The sequence below is a fragment of the Roseimarinus sediminis genome, from assembly GCF_050433125.1.
Lineage (GTDB): Bacteria > Bacteroidota > Bacteroidia > Bacteroidales > Prolixibacteraceae > Roseimarinus > Roseimarinus sediminis.
This window is the reverse complement of the sequence record NZ_JBNPXV010000019.1, coordinates 1-13,410: the sequence shown is the minus strand read 5'-3', so window position 1 is coordinate 13,410 and position 13,410 is coordinate 1. Positions and strand designations below refer to the sequence as shown.

The following is a 13,410-nucleotide window of genomic DNA, read 5'->3' as shown; positions in this document are numbered from 1 at the left end:
GCTTCGCGCGTCATTTGTTGTCATTTGGCTATGCCTGTCATTGATGGCTATTTGCTTCGCGTCATTAAAGGCCTTTGGCCGTCATTAGCTTTGCTTCATTTTGCGCTAACGCGCTTCATTGGTGGTCATTTTTTCCGATGGAGTTGATGTAGTTGTTGAGTTTTACTCCAATAGTACCAATGTTTGTCATAAATTTTTGAAATTCATCATCAGAAATTAGATTTCGATTATAGGCTTTTGTAAGCCAGGTTTTGGTTTCGTATAATGAGCCTCTGGAGTAATAACCGAAATTCTTAGCTTCTTTGAAATGGTATCTGCCAAAACCTTCTGATAAATTTGCAGCAACCGAATCAGCCGCTCGAACTAATTGTTTGCCAATGGTATCTTTGGTGAAATAATCCCATTTAATAACAATATCCCAAACTTTTTCACCCATTTCCATCGCCATTTGATAAACTCTTAGTTCTTCTAACTTCATAACATTTTGCATAATAACAATAAATAACTATGAATTACTTTCTCAATGACTACTTAATGACTCATTTCAGTGCCTTTTAAAGCGGTTTAAAACTTGGATCTACAAATTCAATAATTTTCTCTCGTAGTGTTTCAATGGTTTCCCATTCTTCATTGGTTCCTGAATTGTATTTAAAACCTTCGGGTACAGGTATTGCTTTATGATGTGCAATAAAGTCGTCCCTGTGTTTAGAGAATGAGACTGAAGGAAGAATTGCATAATACTTACCTAAATCTATGGTATTTAACGCATCCGTTTCGGTAATCATTTCTTCGTGCAACTTTTCGCCCGGGCGTATGCCAACATTTTCTGTTTTGCATGAAGGTGCAATTGCTGTGGCTACATCCAGAATTTTGTATGAAGGAATTTTGGGAACAAATATTTCACCACCCAAATGATTTTCAATGGCAAACATGACCAGGTCAACCCCAGCTTGCAAAGAAATATTGAAACGTGTCATTTCGGCATGGGTGATTGGCAAAACTCCTTCTTGGCGTTTATCCATGAAAAAAGGAATAACAGAACCCCTTGATCCCATTACATTGCCATAGCGGACTGCTGAAAAGCGAATATCACGACTTCCTCTCATGTTGTTGGCTGCGGTAAAAAGCTTGTCGGAAACCAACTTGGTGGCCCCGTATAAGTTAATAGGAGCACAAGCTTTATCAGTTGAAAGAGCGACCACATCTTTTACGTTGGTTGCCAATGCTGCATCGATTACATTTTGAGCCCCATGCACATTGGTTTTAATGCATTCATCGGGGTTGTACTCAGCCGTGTCGACTTGTTTAATGGCGGCAGCATGTATTATTACATCAATACCTTCGCAGGCACGTTTAAGACGTGCAGCGTCGCGTACATCGCCAATAAAAAAACGTAGCTGTGGGTATTCTTTTACAGGATATTTCTGTTTGAGCTCGAATTGTTTGAGTTCGTCGCGAGAATAAATAACAATGCGCTTTACTTCGGGATAACGTTCTAAAATAGTTTCTACAAACTTTTTACCAAAGGAGCCGGTTCCACCGGTGATGAGTACAGATTTGTAATTGAGCATTTGTATTTGCTTTTTAATTATTTTATGGATTGCCAGTCGAGCCACTTATCAGCGCTAAACCTTATTTTTTCATTTAATGATTCTTCAAGATAGAAGTCGGAATAAACCTGAATTATAGAACCTGTTACTAGTGCCTTTAATCCATTGGCATAGCCTTTGGGAATCAGCAGGAATTCGTTGTTTTTTTCTTCTAATATTTTATATTCTGCTTTTAAGTTTTTAGCAGGAGATTGGAAGTTGTCAATTTTCACATATCCAACAATAAATTTTCCCTTTATCACTTTGAAAAGCTTTTGTTCATATTGATGCCCCTGCCAGGCTCTTATTGTATCCGTTTTTGGGTGGGTGATGTAATAAGTGCGTTTAAAGGGGCTTAGATCAAGTGCATTAAATGAAGAAATAGTTCCACGGTGGTCATGGAAGATTTCTTCGGTGTATAGGGTTGGGGTTGTAGTGTTGGTCATATTAAGAAAAAAGTCATTGGTCATTAAGTCAATAAGTCATTGGTTAGTTGCTTCCAGCCCTTTTATTCTTAGTTTTTTGTGCAGTGGCTTCGGCCAGGGCGGAGGCGTTTTAGCAGGGCGATGAACGGCCTGATGTGGAACCGCTTTGGCGGGGCGATTTTATGAGCCCCCGCCGGAGCGAGTGACACACAGGGTGTGCGAGCCCACTAAAAGCCGGAGACCGTTAAGGCCGCCTAAAAATGCTTATCGTATAAAATAGGATTACACGAATTAAATTTCTCGGATTAAAGCGGATTTAGCGGATCGTGCTAAGCCGCCTTCCTGTTCAGTATTTTACATTAACTCCACATCGGCCGGCATTCTCATGAACTTGCTTCGCTCATTCATTACCCGTACCACTTCGACATTAATAAAGAAACGCTCGCAGAGTTGTTGTTTGATTTCGCGGGCGGCGGCCTCGTTCATGCGGCGGCTGGTGAGGTAAATTTCGAGTTCGCGGCCGGGGGTGCGGACACCGGGTCCCTGCAGGACGATGCGGGCCTGCGGGTCGTAACGGCGGATGAGGGTTAGGATGATGTCGTGCTCGGTGTGGAGGAGGAGGTCGGTTATTTGTTTCATGGGGGTTATGGATTTCGCGGATTAGAGCGGATTACGTTTATAAAGATTACGCCGATTAGAGCGGATTACGTTTTATTGGATTTAGCTTCGCTGATCTTCGATTCGCGGATTAGAGCAGATTACGTTTATAAAGATTACGCGGATTAAAGCGGATTACGCGGATGCGGATTACGCGGATCGCTATTCGAGGGCCTTGCTGTTGATGAAGCGTTTCCACTTGAGTGATGGTTCTCCGAAATTTATCAGAAGGCCAACTGCTTTTTCCGCGGCGTTAATATAATTGATTACTTGTTTTTGATTATCGGGATGTAAAAAATTAGCGGCTTTTATTTCCAGGATAATTTGGTCAAAACATAAAAAATCAGCTTTGAAATATTTATCCAGGGGTTTACCGTCGTATAGTACATTCAACCTACATTGTCGTTTGTAGGGAATGTTTCTTTTTGTGAATTCTCTTTCCAATGCTTCTTCGTATACTGATTCGAGAAAGCCATTACCCAGTTCTTTGTGGACCGACATGCACGCTCCTATAATACTGTAGGTTTCCTTTTCGAAAAGTAAGTCCATGACTTATCAGGGTAATACATTAAGTAATTTATTCGTACACCCCGTCCAGTTTATTAAGCATTTCCTGGGCATTGAGGTTAATTTTTGAGAAGGCAAACCATTTCTTCCCAAGGTCTTTCAATGAAGCTCCTATATGGTAAACCGTTTTATTGTCAATAATTAAAAATCGGTCGTGTGCTTTGTTGAATTGTTTTAACTCAATCTTGGCGTATTGTGCGTTATGGCGTTCTAAATCGAGTTTTATTTGTTTTGAAATATTGCTTGTGTAAATGATTGCTTCGACACCTTTGGCTCGTTTTGAAATTAGTGTTAATGTGCTATCGTCGATGTAATTGTCAATCAGTACAATTGACTTTTTTGCTGATTTAAGCAACTTTGATATAAATTGATGGGCATCGAAAATCTGGCCGTCGTAAAAAATACCTTCGTTGGGTGGGAGGTTAGTATGGATTTGAAAATCAATTGCATCCACTTTGGTTTTTAAATACCATACATCACCTTCAATTTTCTCAAATCGTTGATTGATGGCATGCCCTTTTAACAGATAGTCTTTTAATATTTTGTTTGCCCATATACGGAATTGAACACCTCTTTCTGATTTTACACGGTAACCGACCGAAATGATCATGTCGAGATTGAAATATTCTACCTGATAGATTTTTCCATCGTTTGCAGTTGTCGCAAATTTTGCGACAACTGAAATGGATTTTAGTTCTTCTTTTAAGGAATTGGTAATGTGTTTACCAATTGTTTTTATATCCCTATCGAAAAGGAGTGCAATTTGCTGTCTGTTTAGCCAAACCGTTTCATCTTCAACGCGAACTTCGAGCTGGAATTCGTTGGTATCGGATGCCCTGTATATTACGATTTCACCTTGATGCATGGTTGTTGTTTAAAAGTGGCTGTAGGTGAATGAGAATCTAAGTCAATAGTTCATCCTGTGAAATAGCTTGTGTAGGTAACATATTCTCCGGTGGAATAAAGTTGATATTTGTTAATCGCATCATCAAAGATTTTATTTCACGGGGTTCACCCTGTTGAATAACGCTTTGCGTTAAATCTTGGATTTATTCCACAGGGTAAAAAGTCAAAGGTCAGTTGCTTACAGTCCTTTTATTCTTAGTTTTTTGTGCTTGCGGCTTCGGCCAGGGCGGAGGCGTTTTAGCTGGGCGATGAACGGCCTGATGTGGAACCGCTTTGGCGGGGCGATTTTATGAGCCCCCGCCGGAGCGAGTGACACACAGGGTGTGCGAGGCCACTAAAAGCCGGAGACCGTTAAGGCCGCATAATGCTGGTTACTGGTTACTTGTTGCTAGTTGCTGGTTGCTGGTTAGCTACGCCAGCTGGTTTCTACGTATTGGATGAACTTATTAATTTTCATTCCCAGGTTATTGTATCTAATTTCAAGATCACTCCATCCTGCTTTTTCCGGATAGAGCGCAATGATTGTTCGAATTTGATTTAAACATTCGTCATTTGATCCTTGGGCATAGATTAAAAATTTTATGAATTCAGCTTTGTAATGCTTTCTACCATAGCCTTCAACGATTGTATCTTTTACGCTTTTTGATGACCTTCTTACCTGGCTCCCCTGTTCATAAAGTTCAAACTTTGGTAGTTCTAAGCTGAGCTTATGAACTTCAATGGCAAGTTGGAACGATTCTTTATAAATTTCAAGATCCAGATAGCTGCTCATGGTTGCTGGTTGCTGGTTGCTGGTTGCTGGTTGCTGGTTGCTGGTTGCTGGTTGTTGGTTGCTGGTTGCTGGTTGCTGGTTGCTGGTTACTGGTTGCTGGTTGCTGGTTGCTGGTTGTTGGTTGCTAGTTGCTAGTTGCTGGTTGTCAGTTGCCTGTCCGCCTGCCGGCGGCTCGGTTTGTTTTTAGCATTAAAATCTTTTCTTTTTTGGGGATTGGCGGTTGTCGAAGAAATTTAAAATTACAATCTGTTTCTTGTCTACATGGTAAAAGATATTTATTTGCTTTACAATTGTGAATGCGCGTATTGCTTTTTCCTTGTTCTCAATGGTACCCAGATTGGGAAAATCTCTTAGTGTGTCAATAAAATCATAAACTTTTTTTATAAAAGTTGCTGTAACTTGCTCGTCCCATTCGGTCATTAGATACTCAATTATTTTATCGAGTTTTTTTTCTGCCCGTTTGGTCCATCGAATTGTTAAAGCCATTGTGTTGAAAAGTGTCGTATTGCATTACAAATATTACAATGGGTAATGCCGATACTACAACAAAGGAGCAATCAGAGCGAAGCGTATGAATGCGACATTTTGTTGTTAAATCGGTATTAAAGCCATTTTTTATGCTTTAATTTCATGTCATCATGATTAATCAAGTTTTCAGGATTTTTGCTTTCTTCGAATGAAAGTAAAAGTTCCTGTTGTTCTTGTTCGCTTAGATTATTCCACAACTGCCCTTCTTTTGCTATCGATCTTTTCTTTATAAGATCGTAAAAGCTAATGAGGAGATTTTCATTATCAATGCTGTCGATCAGGTGATGAAAGCTTTGTTTTATGTCTATTGTGTTCATTCTGATGTTTTATTCAAATATACAAATTTTGTAGAAATATTGATGTTATTAAAATGGGCATGGTTGATTGTCAGTCGACTGTCGGATTGCTGGTTGCTGGCCTGTCCGCCTTCCGGCGGATTGTTGGTTGTTGGTTGTCGGTTGCTGCCCCGATAGCTATCGGGGGATGGTTGTTGGCCTGTCCGCCTTCCGGCGGATTGTCGGTTTGTTTGGTGCTATTTTATTGTTTTATAAATTGTATGATAAAGGTGCTCTGCCAATAAAAAGAAATCTTCAACCTCGTTTCGGGAAGGTTGTGTGTATTTAGGTCCAGGATATCTATCAGTTTCGTAGTAGTCACTGATGGTTATCAAATCATCTATGTCAACATCTTTCAACCCGGGTGTTTTGTCATTTGCATAACGAAAAAGGGTTATCAGCGAATGAGTTTTGGGTATGGGGTCACCCCAATATGCATAGATTGCTTTAAACGATTTTTCATTCGACTAAAACAAAATTTTTAATTGTGTCTCATGGAACTCGCATATATTAAGTCATTTCATTTATTGATGGACAGCATCATGCTCGTTTCAATAGATTGCTGTATTTCGATAGCAATGCTGTCGGTGAAATGATTTTCGCGAATTAACAACTTCGCAGTTAACAAATGCCTGTTTGCGAAATTCAGCCATTCAAGAGAAAAGGTTTGATTAGGCATAGATTACTTTCCCTTTTGTAATAATATCCTCGTAAAATCGGTCACCCAGCTCAATTCGTTGATTGATCCTCTCTTGATTGTCGACAAGTAAATCAAATTCAATTTTTTGATCTTTAAATAGATTCCACAATGCTTTTTTAAGCATCAGGCGATAGTCCCGAACTTTTGAGGCAGGTATATCTTTAATTACGAACAGGTCAATGTCACTATCCTCATTGGGCTGACCATAGGCATATGATCCGAAAAGAATTATTTTTTCCGGCTCAGCCTTTTTGAGCTCTTCTACAATGAGTGGTATGTATTGTTGGTAATTCATGCCTTCAAAGTTAGTGAATTTTTGCTTAGTGGGTTGTCAGTCGGTTGTCGGTTGTTGGTTGTTGGTTGCTGGTTGCTGGTTGCTGGTTGCTGGTTGCTGGTTGCTGGTTGCTGGTTGCTGGCGGATTGCTTGTTGCTGGCCTGATAGCCAGCTGGCGGATCGGTTGTTTTCAATCGTTTTCAATTACCTTCTATTGCGTCCAATTGCTTTCTATTGCTTCCAATTGCTTCCAATTGCCTTCTATTGCCTTCCTTCTTTTCACAGCTTCCCGCTGCGCGGGACTTCGTCGCCTAAGACTCGCCATTGTATGGCTTCGCCTCCTCAGTCCCATATTGATGTTGGGTGAGTGACCCCCCAGCCCCCTAAAGGGGGGGAATCCTACCAGCTAAGGTAGTGTCGTTTTATTTTCGGCCCCCGTTCCTAAAAAGTGAGCTTGTTTTTTTAAGATTTAGCATCTTAAGTGTGATAACAAGTCCCCTTTAGTGTCTGTCCCGCTTTTACGGGAGGATTTAGGGGTTTTTACTCCACACCAGCAGCCGGGGTTCGCTGTCGGGGAGGTAGTCGGAGAGCTCGTCGGGGCTCACGGCCATGTAGCGGATCCGGAAGGATACCAGCTCTTCGGCCTTTTTGATCAGGCGGCTGATGTAGGCCTGATCGAGTGGCTGCCCCACCAGCAGGATGTCGATTACCTTTCCCTGTATGCCACGGGCCATATCGCCAATGATGTAAGCCTCGACCAAATTGCCCACTTCGTTGATGACCTTATCAACCAGGGTGTCGATGCCTACGTATTTCATCAGCAGATGATGGATGTCGTGGAAAAAAGCGTGCCCGGTGTTGGCACTGAAATATTTGCGGTTGCCCTGTGTTTCGGACACCAGCAAACCGGCTTCCTCAAAACGGTTGAGCTCGACCCTGATCGCATTGGACGATTCGCCAAACTCGGTCTCCAGACTGCGCAGGTAGGACTTTGTTTGGGCATTCACAAAGAATTTGACCAGTAATTTGATCCTTGTTTTCGATGTGATCAGGTTTTCAAGCATTGTTTTGAGTAAGGGTTTTAGTCATTTTTGAGCAAATGTAGGGCAGTGTTTTGAGAAAGTCAATAGGGGGAGGTTAAAATTGAGTAAAATTTTAGCACAATATCGAAATGAGTGATGAATGATGAATGGTGAATGGTGAATGGTGAATTATGAATGGTGAATGGTGAATGGTGAATGGTGAATGGTGAATGGTGAATGGTGAATTATGAATGGTGAATTATGAATGATGATGGTGAATGATGAATGTTGAATGGTGAATTGTGAATGGTGAATTGTGAATGGTGAATGGTGAATGGTGAATGGTGAATGGTGAATGGTGAATGGTGAATGGTGAATGGTGAATGGTGAATGGTGAATGGTGGATGGTGAATGGTGAATTATGAATGGTGAATTATGAATGGTGGATGATGAATGATGAATGGTGAATGATGAATTATGAATGGTGAATGATGAATGATGAATGTTGAATGGTGAATTGTGAATGGTGAATGGTGAATGAAAAAAATGGTAGCAGGTATAAGGAAAAGTGATTTGGTTGTTTGTGACTCACGGCGTCGCTAAACTACTCACGGCGTCGCTGAGAGCGACACCGTGAGTGCAAGCGCTTATGCCGGATCGTTCATGCACTTTTTCTTTGTGATCTTTGTGCGTACGTCGTGTACTTTGTGGTAAAGAAAACAGACATTAGTCATTGGTCATTAAGGAAAAAGGAAGATGGAAGATGGAAGATGGAAGATGGAAGCAAGACTTTAGACTTTTAGACATTAGACTATTAGACATTAGACATTAGACTTTTAGACTTAGGAACTCAGGCACTCAGGCACTCAGGCACTCAGGTACTTTTATTTCTTTCACTTGTCGTGATGTACGTGTGGAACTAATTATGGTAGTCACTATCCCTCCCCTTCAGGGGAGGTTAGGAGGGGTATTTCTTGATTAAAGACACAGGTATCAAGTAGCAGGACACAAGACACAAGACAAAATAAATAATAAATAAGGAATAATAAATAAGGAATAATAAATAAGGAATAATAAATAAGGAATAAAAAATAGAAAAGGGACTTAGCACTCATGAACTTAGGAACTCATTCACTTTTCCTTTGTGATCTTTGTGCGTACGTCGTGTACTTTGTGGTAAAGAAAACAGACATTAGTCATTGGTCATTAAGGAAAAAGGAAGATGGAAGATGGAAGCAAGACTTTAGACTTTTAGACATTAGACTATTAGACATTAGACTTTTAGACTTAGGAACTCAGGCACTCAGGCACTTAGGCACTTAGGTACTTAGGTACTCATGCACTTTTTTCTGCTTACAGTATGGTGTTCAGAAAGTGGGCTATGTGGTAATGCTGTATTCCTTCGATATTGTCGTGCCAGTTTTCTTCGCTTGTTATTACATATTTGGGATGGTTGTCGCTAATGGCCATAAGGGGTAAGAATTCCCTGTCGATTGTGCTTTGGTCGCTGAGACGCCAAGCCACTTGTATGTATATTTTTTCATTCTGTTTTACGGCCACAAAGTCAATTTCTTTGGTATTGAGTTTCCCTACAAACACCTTGTATCCTTTACGTTTAAGCTCAAGCATCACAACATTTTCAAGTACTCCGCTAATGATACGGTCTTTATGGCCCATTAGTGCGTACAACAGTGACTGATCACCCACGAAGTATTTTTCGTTAGTTTTCAATATTTCTTTGCCTTTAAGGTCGTACCGTGGTATCCGGTAGATGATGAATGCGGCTTCGAGAGCGTAGAGATAATTGTATACCGTGTTAAGGTCGATACGGCGCTGCTGGCTTTTAAAATAGTCGGCAATGGTTTTGGCCGAGAAATTGTTGCCTACATTGTCGAAAATAAATTTAACGACCCGTTCGAGTAGTTCTACATCGCGAATGTTGTGTCGTTGTATGGTGTCGCGAAGGATGGCCGACGAGTAGATGTCGTACACGGCTTTGTAAATCATATCGTCGGAATAGTTTCCGGTGTGGATGGCTGGAAAACCTCCTTTTCGCAGGTATAGGTTGAACTCGTTGATGATGTTTGGCTGCGTAATGCCGGAATAGTGTTTGCGGAATTGAAGGTACTCTTTGAACGACAGGGTGAAAACAGGTATTTCGATGTAACGTCCGGCAAGGTAGGTAGCCAGTTCGGACGAAAGCAGGTGTGAATTAGAACCGCTTATGTAAATGTCGGCATCGAAATCAACTCTCAATGCATTGACTGCTTTTTCCCAGCCTTCAACTTCCTGTATTTCATCGATTAACAGGTAATGCTTTTGATTGTTGTTGATTTTGGTTTTAACATATTGATAAAGTTTTTTATAGTTATCGATGTCAGAAAACTCGAAGCTTTCGAAGTTGATCAGGATGATGTTTGTCTTTTGGATTCCCCTACGAATAAGCTCATTGCTTAACAATAACAGCAACATTGATTTTCCGCTTCGACGAAGTCCGCTTATGACTTTCACAAAGGGTTTATCGATGTAACTGGTGATCGTATGCATGTAATTTGTTCTTTCGATCATGTTATTTAGGGTTATAGCCTTAAAAATAGTATTTTAATTTGAAGTTTTTATGGTTGTAGCCGGAAAAAGAATAAAGACACAAGACAAAAAAGTCATTAGTCATTGGTCATTAAGGAAAAAGGAAGATGGAAGCAAGACCCCGTTGAAATATTCTCCTTCGTCGAATTTCACGGGGCAAGCAACAAGAACAAGAAAGGCACTCAGGTACTCAGGCACTCAGGTACTTTTGTTTCTTTCACTTGTCGTGATGTACGTGTGGAACTAATTATGGTAGCTGCCATCCCTCCCCTTCAGGGGAGGTTAGGAGGGGTACTTCTTGATTAAAGACACAGGTATCAAGTAGCAGGACACAAGACACAAGACAAAATAAATAATAAATAAGGAATAATAAATAAGGAATAAAAAATAGAAAAGGGACTTAGCACTCATGAACTTAGGAACTCAGGAACTTTTCCTTTGTGATCTTTGTGCGCGTACGTCGTGTACTTTGTGCTTAAGAATTGGTAGTCGGACAGAAAACAAAATGGGGCTTTGCCCCAAACCCCACTGACTTTTTTGTCTTGACACAAAAAACTCAGGAAAAAAAGTCATCCCGACAATTGTCGGGACCCAAAAAAAAGCATTTTCATCTTCACAATCACTAAGTGCGGCCGGGTGATCTTCTCCCTGATCGGGAGAAGCTTCCCGGTCTTACTAAGTGATTGTTTTGCTTCGAATGCATTTTTTTGGAGGCCATAGCGCTATGAAGTTGCCTGCTTGATGGCATTCAGGCACTTTTCCTTTGTGGTCTTTGTGGTAAAAAAGATACAGGTATCAAGTATCAGGTATCAAGTATCAGGTATCAAGAATCAAGAATCAAGAATTAAGACAAAAAATAAGAAATAAAAAACAAGAAATAAAAAATAAGAAATAAAAAACAAGAAATAAGAAAGGGACTTAGGACTTGGGACTCACGTACTCATGCACTTTTTCTCTGTGTACTTTGTGCGTACTTCGTGGGCTTTGTGGTAAAAAAGACACAAGTATCAGGAATCAAGACAATGACTGCTGCTCTGCTGGATTGCTGGACAAAAGGAAAAAGTCAGAAAGTCATATACCTTCCCTGGAGCCGGTTGCTTATTGGTTGTCCCCCTGATATAGTTTGAGTCCATCAATAAAATCGAAATCTTTCTTGTTGTATGTTAACAGCGGAAAACCAGTGATCAGTGAAGTGGCAGCTATCAGACAATCAGGCACGGATATAGTCTTCTGACCAGAAATATATTTTAACATGATCTGTACTGCCATTTCAGAAATTTCACGATTTAGTGGAATTCCATGGAATGCACTAAAGATTTGCCGGATTGTTTCTTTTTTTGTTTGGGTATTGGCGCCAGTTAATAATTCAAGTTGAGTGATAACAGAAAATGCAGTAAGGCCTTCGATTTGTTTTAAATCATTTCTTGCTTTATTGTCTTTTCTGAATGCTTTGTATTAAGACACAGCTGTCGATAATGATCAGATTTTTGGCCATGCTGTTTTTCTTATTTCATCAATTGTTGGGAAATCATATAAGAGATCAAATAATGAAAATGGGTTTTTTGCATTCTCAAGCGGTAAAATCAAATCAAATTCTTCCTTACTGCCCGATAATTCCTTTATAGAAATTGAAGTATTGTCATTCTTTTCAAGTTCTCTTGCGAGAAGAATGAGTGCTTTGTTTGCGGGTTTATTCTTTTTTATTGTAATTATTGTTGTCATTGCTGCTGTTTTTTACAAAGATAGTAAATAATCGAATGCATTGTGACTCACGGCGTCGCTATGAGCGACACCGTGAGTGCAGGCACTTATGCCGGATCATTCATCCATTTTTACTTTGTGATCTTTGTGCGCGTACGTCGTGTTCTTTGTGGTAAAGTTTGGTAGCAGGAATCAAGACAAAAAAGTCATTCATGAAAATGGAAGATGGAAAAATGATAATTGCTTGATAATTTGGTAGCCTTTATCCCTCCCCTGACTTGTCCGTCCCCTGACGGAAGGGGAGGCTAGGAGGGGTATTTCTTGATTAAAGACACAGGTATCAAAGTAGCAGGACACAAGACAAAATAAATAATAAATAAGGAATAATAAATAAGGAATAAAAAATAAGGAATAAAAAATAAGGAATAAAAAATAGAAAAGGGACTTAGCACTCATGAACTTAGGAACTCAGGCACTCATGCACTTTTCCTTCTTTCACTTGTCGTGATGTACGTGTGGAACTAATTATGGTAGTCACTATCCCTCCCCTTCAGGGGAGGTTAGGAGGGGTATTACCTGATTAAAGACTCAGGTATCAAGTAGCAGGACACAAGACACAAGACAAAATAAATAATAAATAAGGAATAAAAAATAAGGAATAAAAAATAGAAAAGGGACTTAGCACTCATGAACTTAGGAACTCAGGCACTCATGCACTTTTCCTTCTTTCATTGGTCTGATGTACGAGCGCATCATTATCTGGTAGCCTTTATCCCTCCCCTGACTTGTCCGTCCCCTGACGGAAGGGGAGGCTAGGAGGGGTATTTCTTGATTAAAGACACAGGTATCAAAGTAGCAGGACACAAGACAAAATAAATAATAAATAAGGAATAATAAATAAGGAATAATAAATAAGGAATAATAAATAAGGAATAAAAAATAGAAAAGGGACTTAGCACTCATGAACTTAGGAACTCAGGCACTCATGCACTCATGCACTTTTCCTTCTTTCACTTGTCGTGATGTACGTGTGGAACTAATTATGGTAGTCACTATCCCTCCCCTTCAGGGGAGGTTAGGAGGGGTACTTTCTGATTAAGAACTCAGGAACTCAGGAACTTTTCCTTTGTGATCTTTGTGCGCGTACGTCGTGTTCTTTGTGGTAAAGTTTGGTAGCAGGAATCAAGACAAAAAAGTCATTCATGAAAATGGAAGATGGAAAAATGATAATTGCTTGATAATTTGGTAGCCTTTATCCCTCCCCTGACTTGTCCGTCCCCTGACGGAAGGGGAGGCTAGGAGGGGTATTTCTTGATTAAAGACACAGGTATCAAAGTAGCAGGACACA

At 40.2% G+C, this 13,410-nt stretch carries 14 protein-coding genes and 1 pseudogene; all 15 read right to left on the bottom strand.

Going from position 1 to position 13,410, the window contains the following annotated elements; genetic code table 11:
* Nucleotides 1-115: 115 nt before the first annotated feature.
* The gene (locus tag FHS86_RS17670) at nucleotides 116-478 is read right to left on the bottom strand and encodes a four helix bundle protein (RefSeq protein WP_429416905.1); all 363 of its coding nucleotides are present in this window, start codon (nucleotides 476-478) and stop codon (nucleotides 116-118) included.
* A gap of 76 nt (nucleotides 479-554) precedes the next feature.
* Nucleotides 555-1,571 (bottom strand): UDP-N-acetylglucosamine 4,6-dehydratase (inverting), encoded by a 1,017-nt coding sequence (pseB, locus tag FHS86_RS17665; protein WP_429416902.1) that lies wholly within the window; start codon nucleotides 1,569-1,571, stop codon nucleotides 555-557.
* A 17-nt stretch (nucleotides 1,572-1,588) separates the two neighbouring features.
* Complete coding sequence (locus FHS86_RS17660; RefSeq protein ID WP_429416899.1) at nucleotides 1,589-2,059, bottom strand: dTDP-4-dehydrorhamnose 3,5-epimerase family protein; 471 nt, start codon at nucleotides 2,057-2,059, stop codon at nucleotides 1,589-1,591.
* A gap of 309 nt (nucleotides 2,060-2,368) precedes the next feature.
* On the bottom strand, nucleotides 2,369-2,653 hold the full coding sequence (locus tag FHS86_RS17655) for a hypothetical protein (protein ID WP_429416896.1): 285 nt from the start codon (nucleotides 2,651-2,653) through the stop codon (nucleotides 2,369-2,371).
* A gap of 180 nt (nucleotides 2,654-2,833) precedes the next feature.
* Entirely contained in the window at nucleotides 2,834-3,220 is a 387-nt protein-coding gene (locus tag FHS86_RS17650) for a GxxExxY protein (RefSeq protein WP_429416893.1), read from the bottom strand.
* Nucleotides 3,221-3,248: 28 nt separating this feature from the next.
* Nucleotides 3,249-4,103, bottom strand: coding sequence for a virulence RhuM family protein (locus FHS86_RS17645; RefSeq protein WP_429416890.1), 855 nt, complete (start codon nucleotides 4,101-4,103; stop codon nucleotides 3,249-3,251).
* A 447-nt stretch (nucleotides 4,104-4,550) separates the two neighbouring features.
* On the bottom strand, nucleotides 4,551-4,916 hold the full coding sequence (locus tag FHS86_RS17640) for a four helix bundle protein (RefSeq protein WP_429416888.1): 366 nt from the start codon (nucleotides 4,914-4,916) through the stop codon (nucleotides 4,551-4,553).
* Between the two features lie 189 nt (nucleotides 4,917-5,105).
* On the bottom strand, nucleotides 5,106-5,402 hold the full coding sequence (locus FHS86_RS17635) for a type II toxin-antitoxin system RelE/ParE family toxin (RefSeq protein WP_429416885.1): 297 nt from the start codon (nucleotides 5,400-5,402) through the stop codon (nucleotides 5,106-5,108).
* Between the two features lie 116 nt (nucleotides 5,403-5,518).
* Nucleotides 5,519-5,761 (bottom strand): hypothetical protein, encoded by a 243-nt coding sequence (locus tag FHS86_RS17630; RefSeq protein ID WP_429416883.1) that lies wholly within the window; start codon nucleotides 5,759-5,761, stop codon nucleotides 5,519-5,521.
* 215 nt (nucleotides 5,762-5,976) lie between these two features.
* Nucleotides 5,977-6,180, bottom strand: a complete 204-nt coding sequence (locus FHS86_RS17625; RefSeq protein ID WP_429417013.1) for a HEPN domain-containing protein — start codon at nucleotides 6,178-6,180, stop codon at nucleotides 5,977-5,979.
* 270 nt (nucleotides 6,181-6,450) lie between these two features.
* Entirely contained in the window at nucleotides 6,451-6,774 is a 324-nt protein-coding gene (locus FHS86_RS17620; RefSeq protein ID WP_429416880.1) for a nucleotidyltransferase domain-containing protein, read from the bottom strand.
* Nucleotides 6,775-7,283: 509 nt separating this feature from the next.
* The gene (locus FHS86_RS17615) at nucleotides 7,284-7,817 is read right to left on the bottom strand and encodes an ArsR family transcriptional regulator (RefSeq protein ID WP_429416877.1); all 534 of its coding nucleotides are present in this window, start codon (nucleotides 7,815-7,817) and stop codon (nucleotides 7,284-7,286) included.
* Nucleotides 7,818-9,128: 1,311 nt separating this feature from the next.
* Complete coding sequence (locus FHS86_RS17610; protein ID WP_429416874.1) at nucleotides 9,129-10,343, bottom strand: ATP-binding protein; 1,215 nt, start codon at nucleotides 10,341-10,343, stop codon at nucleotides 9,129-9,131.
* Between the two features lie 1,116 nt (nucleotides 10,344-11,459).
* Nucleotides 11,460-11,798 (bottom strand): annotated as a pseudogene (locus FHS86_RS17605) (PIN domain-containing protein); the annotation flags it as partial.
* Nucleotides 11,799-11,840: 42 nt separating this feature from the next.
* Nucleotides 11,841-12,083, bottom strand: coding sequence for a hypothetical protein (locus tag FHS86_RS17600; RefSeq protein WP_429416871.1), 243 nt, complete (start codon nucleotides 12,081-12,083; stop codon nucleotides 11,841-11,843).
* Nucleotides 12,084-13,410: the final 1,327 nt, after the last annotated feature.

Bases quoted from the DNA above. Each gene is read 5' to 3' on its own strand.
- FHS86_RS17670 (WP_429416905.1), bottom strand. From the start codon at position 478: ATGAAGTTAGAAGAACTAAGAGTTTATCAAATGGCGATGGAAATGGGT.
- pseB (WP_429416902.1), bottom strand. From the start codon at position 1,571: ATGCTCAATTACAAATCTGTACTCATCACCGGTGGAACCGGCTCCTTT.
- FHS86_RS17660 (WP_429416899.1), bottom strand. From the start codon at position 2,059: ATGACCAATGACTTTTTTCTTAATATGACCAACACTACAACCCCAACC.
- FHS86_RS17655 (WP_429416896.1), bottom strand. From the start codon at position 2,653: ATGAAACAAATAACCGACCTCCTCCTCCACACCGAGCACGACATCATC.
- FHS86_RS17650 (WP_429416893.1), bottom strand. From the start codon at position 3,220: ATGGACTTACTTTTCGAAAAGGAAACCTACAGTATTATAGGAGCGTGC.
- FHS86_RS17645 (WP_429416890.1), bottom strand. From the start codon at position 4,103: ATGCATCAAGGTGAAATCGTAATATACAGGGCATCCGATACCAACGAA.
- FHS86_RS17640 (WP_429416888.1), bottom strand. From the start codon at position 4,916: ATGAGCAGCTATCTGGATCTTGAAATTTATAAAGAATCGTTCCAACTT.
- FHS86_RS17635 (WP_429416885.1), bottom strand. From the start codon at position 5,402: ATGGCTTTAACAATTCGATGGACCAAACGGGCAGAAAAAAAACTCGAT.
- FHS86_RS17630 (WP_429416883.1), bottom strand. From the start codon at position 5,761: ATGAACACAATAGACATAAAACAAAGCTTTCATCACCTGATCGACAGC.
- FHS86_RS17620 (WP_429416880.1), bottom strand. From the start codon at position 6,774: ATGAATTACCAACAATACATACCACTCATTGTAGAAGAGCTCAAAAAG.
- FHS86_RS17615 (WP_429416877.1), bottom strand. From the start codon at position 7,817: ATGCTTGAAAACCTGATCACATCGAAAACAAGGATCAAATTACTGGTC.
- FHS86_RS17610 (WP_429416874.1), bottom strand. From the start codon at position 10,343: ATGATCGAAAGAACAAATTACATGCATACGATCACCAGTTACATCGAT.
- FHS86_RS17600 (WP_429416871.1), bottom strand. From the start codon at position 12,083: ATGACAACAATAATTACAATAAAAAAGAATAAACCCGCAAACAAAGCA.